This window comes from Bradyrhizobium sp. UFLA06-24 (assembly GCF_054967145.1).
Window position 1 is genome coordinate 1 of sequence record NZ_JADFUE010000139.1, and the last position, 5,821, is coordinate 5,821.

8 protein-coding genes and 2 pseudogenes are annotated in these 5,821 nt (G+C 59.4%); 6 read left to right on the plus strand and 4 right to left on the minus strand.

Annotation, left to right across the window (positions count from 1 at the left end; translation table 11 throughout):
• Positions 1–138 precede the first annotated feature (138 nt).
• Positions 139–540: pseudogene (locus IF809_RS37800) on the plus strand (TraB/TrbI/VirB10 family type IV secretion system protein); the annotation flags it as partial.
• Positions 537–827 (plus strand): DUF2274 domain-containing protein, encoded by a 291-nt coding sequence (locus IF809_RS37805; protein WP_011084496.1) that lies wholly within the window; start codon positions 537–539, stop codon positions 825–827. The pseudogene IF809_RS37800 and the gene IF809_RS37805, both read left to right, overlap by 4 nt.
• Here IF809_RS37805 and IF809_RS37810 read toward each other — a convergent pair.
• Positions 824–1,138, minus strand: a complete 315-nt coding sequence (locus tag IF809_RS37810; RefSeq protein ID WP_011084497.1) for a hypothetical protein — start codon at positions 1,136–1,138, stop codon at positions 824–826. The two genes, IF809_RS37805 and IF809_RS37810, sit on opposite strands and share 4 nt — an antisense overlap.
• Positions 1,139–1,145: 7 nt before the next feature.
• Positions 1,146–1,899 (minus strand): annotated as a pseudogene (locus IF809_RS37815) (IS6 family transposase).
• Between the two features lie 174 nt (positions 1,900–2,073).
• On the opposite strand from IF809_RS37815, the gene IF809_RS37820 reads away from it, so the two are divergent.
• The 4 genes from IF809_RS37820 to IF809_RS37835 all read left to right on the plus strand — a co-directional run bounded on the left by IF809_RS37820 (position 2,074) and on the right by IF809_RS37835 (position 4,359).
• Entirely contained in the window at positions 2,074–2,262 is a 189-nt protein-coding gene (locus IF809_RS37820; RefSeq protein ID WP_014498007.1) for a hypothetical protein, read from the plus strand.
• Positions 2,263–2,587: 325 nt separating this feature from the next.
• Positions 2,588–3,943, plus strand: coding sequence for an aspartate aminotransferase family protein (locus IF809_RS37825; protein ID WP_038937402.1), 1,356 nt, complete (start codon positions 2,588–2,590; stop codon positions 3,941–3,943).
• A gap of 78 nt (positions 3,944–4,021) precedes the next feature.
• Positions 4,022–4,252 (plus strand): dTDP-4-dehydrorhamnose 3,5-epimerase family protein, encoded by a 231-nt coding sequence (locus IF809_RS37830; RefSeq protein ID WP_244651854.1) that lies wholly within the window; start codon positions 4,022–4,024, stop codon positions 4,250–4,252.
• Complete coding sequence (locus tag IF809_RS37835; protein WP_018648901.1) at positions 4,162–4,359, plus strand: dTDP-4-dehydrorhamnose 3,5-epimerase family protein; 198 nt, start codon at positions 4,162–4,164, stop codon at positions 4,357–4,359. The genes IF809_RS37830 and IF809_RS37835 overlap by 91 nt, the downstream gene beginning before the upstream one ends.
• A gap of 331 nt (positions 4,360–4,690) precedes the next feature.
• Here IF809_RS37835 and IF809_RS37840 read toward each other — a convergent pair whose 3' ends face one another.
• Both IF809_RS37840 and IF809_RS37845 read right to left on the minus strand, forming a co-directional pair.
• The gene (locus IF809_RS37840; RefSeq protein ID WP_011084500.1) at positions 4,691–5,194 is read right to left on the minus strand and encodes a type II toxin-antitoxin system YhaV family toxin; all 504 of its coding nucleotides are present in this window, start codon (positions 5,192–5,194) and stop codon (positions 4,691–4,693) included.
• Positions 5,191–5,532 carry a type II toxin-antitoxin system PrlF family antitoxin gene (locus IF809_RS37845; protein WP_014498004.1) on the minus strand — a complete coding sequence of 114 codons (342 nt, stop codon included), beginning with the start codon at positions 5,530–5,532 and terminating at the stop codon, positions 5,191–5,193. The genes IF809_RS37840 and IF809_RS37845 overlap by 4 nt, the downstream gene beginning before the upstream one ends.
• Positions 5,533–5,821: the final 289 nt, after the last annotated feature.

A 5,821-nucleotide genomic window follows, 5' to 3' on the forward strand; every position in this document is an offset into this window, starting at 1 on the left:
TCCATGAATCATTGAAAAATTGATTCGGGAATCCTATAAAACGCGACAAAATCAAAAATCTGCCAAAGTAGTGCTAGTTCAAGCAAAGCCCAAACTGCACCGAGAGCGCGCCCACGCCAGTCAGATCATCGCCTAAAAAGCGGCCGTGCGGACGGCCAGAGTCGAATCCTCTTGGTCTGGACTCGCATCATCATACCGGACGGCAACTCGATCGTGCTGGAGCGCCAGCCGGGCGCCGACAGTGGTGGTTATGCCGGACTCGAGGACGATGTCGACAACCACTGGGGCATGCTATTCAAGGCCGCCGTTCTCTCGACCATGCTCAGCGTCGGAGCAGAGGCGGCACGAGCCAAATGAGAACAACCTCGTTCAAGCGATCCGTAGCGGTGCGTCCATCAGCATCAGCCAGACCGGCCAATTGGTCGTGCAGCGTCAGCTCAACATCCAGCCGACGCTGACCATCCGGCCAGGTTTCCGGTCCGCGTGATCGGCACGCGCGATTTGGTGCTGGCGCCCTACAGCAATGGAGGAGCGCCATGACGAAGCTCAAGCTTGGGCCGCTTGAAGACGACAAGCCAGTCAAGCTCACGACCGAGCTGCCGGCGGCGGTCTTTAGGGATCTCAGAAGCTACGCCGAGATCCTGACGCATAGCGTAGGTCTGATGACGCGGACCGAGCCTGCTAAACTGATTGCGCCGATGATCGAGCGTCGCATGGCGACCGACCGCGCCTTCGCGAAAGCACGGCGAAATACACTCAGCTCGCACCTCGGTCATAGCGTTCACGACGCAGGTCAAGAAACGGACGCAACGATGGATTGCCGTTAGCTTGCCGCCAGTAAGCGCGAAAGCTGAGCACAGGGTTTGCCGGTTCGGGAAGGCAAGGCGTCCAGCCATAAGATGTATTGGCCGAACAATTCGGTCGTCAAATCGGCCGGCGCCTGAACCCTGCCGCTATCGGCGAGAAAGCGGGCAAAGAACTTCAGTGCTTTCCAGCATTGGTGACGCGTGCTAGGTGACGACGATGCATGATGCCCCCGGAACGCCTCGGCATAGGGAGCAACAAATTCGGCTGGAAGATTGGGTTGCCCGAGGTCGAACCGCTGCGCCGGTTCGCCCCACGCATCCCGGAACGGCATCGTCAACTTAATCGACCGCCGAGCCGAAGGAGGCGATTCTCAGAGGTCGAGAGTCGGCGATAGCGCTTGTCATGGAGATCTCGCGCCAAGTCGCAAAGGCTCGCTCGCGCGAAGCACGACGGAAGTCGGCGGTGGCGGCTCCGGGATAGGGGATGTGGAAAAGGTTCGCGACCTGATCGTGAACTGACAGAAAGCGTTGAGCCTGATGGGACGATTTAAAACGCTTCATGATCCGCTCGCGTCGGCTGATGAGAATTTTCGGCCCGATTGTTGAGAGCTTTGTGCTGGCGATGTTCGACGTGAAAGCCCATCTTCGCCCTCGCAGCGCCGTACGAACGCAGCTTATCCGTGATCATCACGCGCGGCGGCGTGCCGGCGGATTTCAAGAGCTTCTTCATGAGAAGCTGCGCAGCGCGCGAGTCTCTTCGGCGCTGGATCAAGACGTCGAGAACGAAGCCATTCTGGTCGACAGCGCGCCAGAGCCAATGTTGTTCGCCCGCGATCGAGATAACGACCTCGTCCAGATGCCATTTGTCACCGCGGGCGGGAGCGCGCTGGCGGATCCGATCGGAGAACGGCTTGCCGAATTTCCGTCCCCACTGGCGCACGGTTTCATAGGTCACGCCAATGCCACGCGCCGCCAGCATTTCCTCGACCATGCGCAAGCTTAAGGGAAACCGGAAATACAACCAAACGGCATAGCTGATCACTTCCGGTGGGAAGCGATGGCGGCGATAAAGAGGGGCCCGGGCGGTCGGCATGCCGGTCGTCTACCCCATCGGCCACCCCTATTCGTTAACTTGACGGTGCCGGTTGGGAGTGAGCCTACAAGCTTTGGCAGGCGACCAACTCAACGAGTTAAGGTATTCTGGGGCAAACTCGGTCGCAGATCACCGCGCAAAGCCGGGACACCGACCAGATCAAGGAGATCACTGATGGCCCACAAGAAACTGGTCAATCAGAGCGGGTTGTTGCTTACAGTGTTACTCATCACGCGTGTTGGCTCGGAGCCCAACCAGTCCGTGACGACGCGCGGCAGCAGCTGGGATAACGTGCTAAACACACATGACACGCTGGCCTTTAGCGGAGCGGACGGCCTGAACGTGGTGGGCTCGAATACGTAACCGCGGTCCACGGCGCTACGACCACCGACTCTCTACGGCCTGAACGCCGCCGGCAGTTTGATGGAAGCTCCCGTCGGCGACTAACGCGTCCCGGAAATCCGACGCTTTGTCGTGCTGAACATCGTCACCTTTCTGTGATCACTTCCAGACAGTGCGTCGCGCCGCCAGTTAAGCCTGTGGTCAGGCATAGGCAAAAGCGAATCCCTTTAAAGCGATCGTCAACGACGACTATCGCAAGGCCCAGAGAAGCCGGAAACGGACCGGCGCTTCCCCACATGATGCTCCGGTCCCTATCCAATTCTGAACCGATGATGTGACGCCGACCATGCTGCCCAGTTCTCAACAGGCCCGAGATGTGGCCTATCAGCTTCACGCCTATACCAACGCGCGGTCGCACCAACGGGCCGGGCCGCTCATAATTGAACGCGGCGAGGGCCCCTACGTCTTCGACACGGCAGGAAAACGCTACCTCGATGCGATGGCCGGTCTCTGGAGTGCGGGTCTTGGCTTCAGCGAAAAGCGGCTTATCGAAGCCGCGCATCGCCAGATGCAAATCCTGCCATTCTATCATACCTTCGCATCACGATCGAATGGGCCTTCCATCGCGCTTGCCGAGAAGCTGGTGAAGATGTCTCCGGTGCCAATGAGTAAGGTGTTCTTCACAAATTCCGGCTCGGAAGCGAACGATACGGTGTTGAAGCTGATCGCCTATCGATCGAATGCAGCGGGCCAGCCTCAGCGCAAGAAGGTCATCAGCCGGTTGCGCGGCTATCACGGCGTCACGATCGGTGCGGCAAGCCTGACCGGATTTCCAGACAACCACCGCTCTTTCGATCTGCCGCTCCCCAACATTATGCACACGGGCTCCCCCCATTTCTACAAGGACAGCCGTGCGGGCGAATCGGAGGAGACCTTTGCTACGCGTCGGGCCGAGGAGCTCGAGTCGCTGATTCAGCGCGAAGGTGCCGATACCATTGCAGCATTCTTCGGTGAGCCTGTCATGGGCGCGGGCGGCGTCATCGTTCCGCCGCCGACTTACTGGGACAAAATTCAAAGTGTGCTAAAAAAGCATAGCATCCTTTTGGTCGCTGATGAGGTGATTTGCGGCTTTGGCCGGACAGGAAAAATGTTCGGTTGCGAAACCTACAACATCGCGCCCGATGTAATCGTGGTGTCGAAGCAGCTCACGTCCAGTTATTTTCCGTTATCTGCGATCATAATGAATGACTACATGTTCGAACCAATCGCGGACGAGAGCAATAAGGTTGGACTGCTGGCTCATGGCTTCACGGGCGGTGGTCACCCGGTCGGAGCCGCCGTAGCGCTCGAAAACCTCAAACTCATCGAGGAGCGGGGTCTGATTGCGAACGTTGGCCGCATCGGGGCCTACATGCAGGAACGGCTGCGCACGCTCGTTGACCATCCACTCGTTGGGGAGGTCCGTGGCGTTGGCCTTATTGCGGCAATCGAGCTGGTGCTGGACAAGAAACGGAAAGTCGCCGCTACTACTCCGGGCGATGTTGGCAGCATTGCGAGCCGGTTGCTGCACGAGCGAGGGATCATCGTGCGGAATGTAGACGATGCATTGTCGATATGCCCACCTCTGATCGTCAACAAGGATCAAATCGACGAGCTCATCGACGGGATCACGGGCATGCTCCACGATCTTAAGGCGATGTAGTTAATTGTCGCGAGCCTCACTAGCGTTCACTCAACTCCGCTTAGTGCGCCGCGAGTCCGATTGTCTGGACATCCATCAATGAGGGGCAAGGTGCTCGACCTCGCGGTCGACGTCCGCGTCCGGAGCCCGAATTTCGGACGCTACGTTGCCGTCGAATTAAGCGAGCATAACCGGCGGCAACTATGGGTTCCGCGCGGATTCGCGCACGGTTTCGTTGTGTGCTCTCAGAGACCGCGGACTTTTTCTACAAATGCGATGATTTCTATAATCCGGAGAACGAGGTTTCGATCCGCTGGGACGACCCGGTGATCGGTATAAACTGGGGTATCAAAAAGCCGTCGCTCTCGGCCAAGGACGCGGCCGCGCCGCTGCTTGCCGACATCCAAAACTTCCATTGTACGGGCGGATACTGGTGACGGGAACCCGCGGGCAGGTCGGAGGTGCATTGATGCCCGCAGGTAAAGGGGATCGAGGCTGAAGTATTGGAAGGTTGAGGAACACGAACCGGTTCACCCGCATCGGAGGGCTGAAATGTCGCCTCCGTCTACACGGCTTAACAGGTGGAATGCTGATGATGATGTCGCCGGACAGTCGGCGCATTCGCCGCTGCCTTTGGGCGTAGCCGACAGCTGGATGGTGGGCATTTCACGGACTCTTCCTGGCCGAATCGTGTCTCTCGCTGCAGACCGGTGCCGGCGGCGCGGGCCGGATCAGCGGGCGGTCGCGGCCGAACGAGGCCAGCTGGGGTCATCTCCCGCGCGTCGAGCGCGATAGACGCGTCTTGGATTCGCCAGTCGAGGCCGCGGCTACGAGTTCGTTCCACGAGTCCGGCGGGTTTCCGCGGTCCAGCATCTTCCTGAACACGGCGTAGGCGTCGTTCGCGCTCTCGTAGGCGCGCAGCGTCGAGTCGTCGTTCACCCAGGCGAGAACGATGATCTTGGCGTCCGCCGATTGCTGATAGCGGAAGAACAGGCGGAACTGCTGCAGCAATTTCGCGCGGAACCAGTGCTTGTACTCGTCGCCGAGAGTGCCGCCCTGCCGATAGACGTCACGCGTTGGGTCACTCGGAATGTCGTCGAACGCCACCTTCAAGACAGCCGACAGGAGCTTCGCGGCGCGCTTCTTCTTGTATCCCTTCGGATCCTTCTTGCGCGCCTTCTCGACCGCCGCGATCATAGTCTCGAACTGGTCGAGAAATAGCGGATGGGCGTAGACCGTCCAACCGTTAACCCCGAAGGTGTCGTCGCTCACGTATCGTCTTCCGGCAGCGCCGCGTCGAGATCGACCTTAACACCCTTGACCAAGCCCTTGCCGCGCGCGACCAGCGACTTCGGCACCGGCCGGATCCGGGCTGGCTCGCTCCCCATGTCGCGGGCCAGGAACGCGAGGAACGTGCCGATCACCGGATCGCCGTGGTCGGCGCTCAACTGCTTCTTCGCGATCACAACGGTGCCGTCAGCGAGCCCCCGAAACACGACCTGGTCGCGCTTTCCCAGGGCCAGCATTTTGCGGATGGCGGCGGGCACGGTCGTCTGGCCGCGGTCTGTGATGGTCGCGGGGATCTCGAGGATTTCGGCGGTCTTGGCCATAGCGGCTCCTTGCGTCGTCACGACATCCCAATGTAATGCATCTGCATTGTAAGTCAAGTCTGCCTGGGTGCCTCGAGATGGCCGCAAACTGGCGATTCCGCCGTCTGGTGGAGTTGGCGCTGAAGCTCAACGAGAATGATGCACAATTGCCCGCCTCCAATGCCGCTGCTACAGCTGTGGCTCGGGGGTCTGCGCGAATGAATGGAAACTATAGAGCTGGCCCCGCAAATTCGGACAGTAGCTTGAGTGGATTTTCTGCCTGACAGCGGCGAGGATTCTTGCTGCGAAT

What these genes read in the sequence shown, in the direction of transcription:
- IF809_RS37830 (WP_244651854.1), top strand. Translation starts at nt 4,022, where the DNA reads ATGAGGGGCAAGGTGCTCGACCTCGCGGTCGACGTCCGCGTCCGGAGC.
- IF809_RS37820 (WP_014498007.1), top strand. Translation starts at nt 2,074, where the DNA reads ATGGCCCACAAGAAACTGGTCAATCAGAGCGGGTTGTTGCTTACAGTG.
- IF809_RS37825 (WP_038937402.1), top strand. Translation starts at nt 2,588, where the DNA reads ATGCTGCCCAGTTCTCAACAGGCCCGAGATGTGGCCTATCAGCTTCAC.
- IF809_RS37810 (WP_011084497.1), bottom strand. Translation starts at nt 1,138, where the DNA reads ATGCCGTTCCGGGATGCGTGGGGCGAACCGGCGCAGCGGTTCGACCTC.
- IF809_RS37845 (WP_014498004.1), bottom strand. Translation starts at nt 5,532, where the DNA reads ATGGCCAAGACCGCCGAAATCCTCGAGATCCCCGCGACCATCACAGAC.
- IF809_RS37805 (WP_011084496.1), top strand. Translation starts at nt 537, where the DNA reads ATGACGAAGCTCAAGCTTGGGCCGCTTGAAGACGACAAGCCAGTCAAG.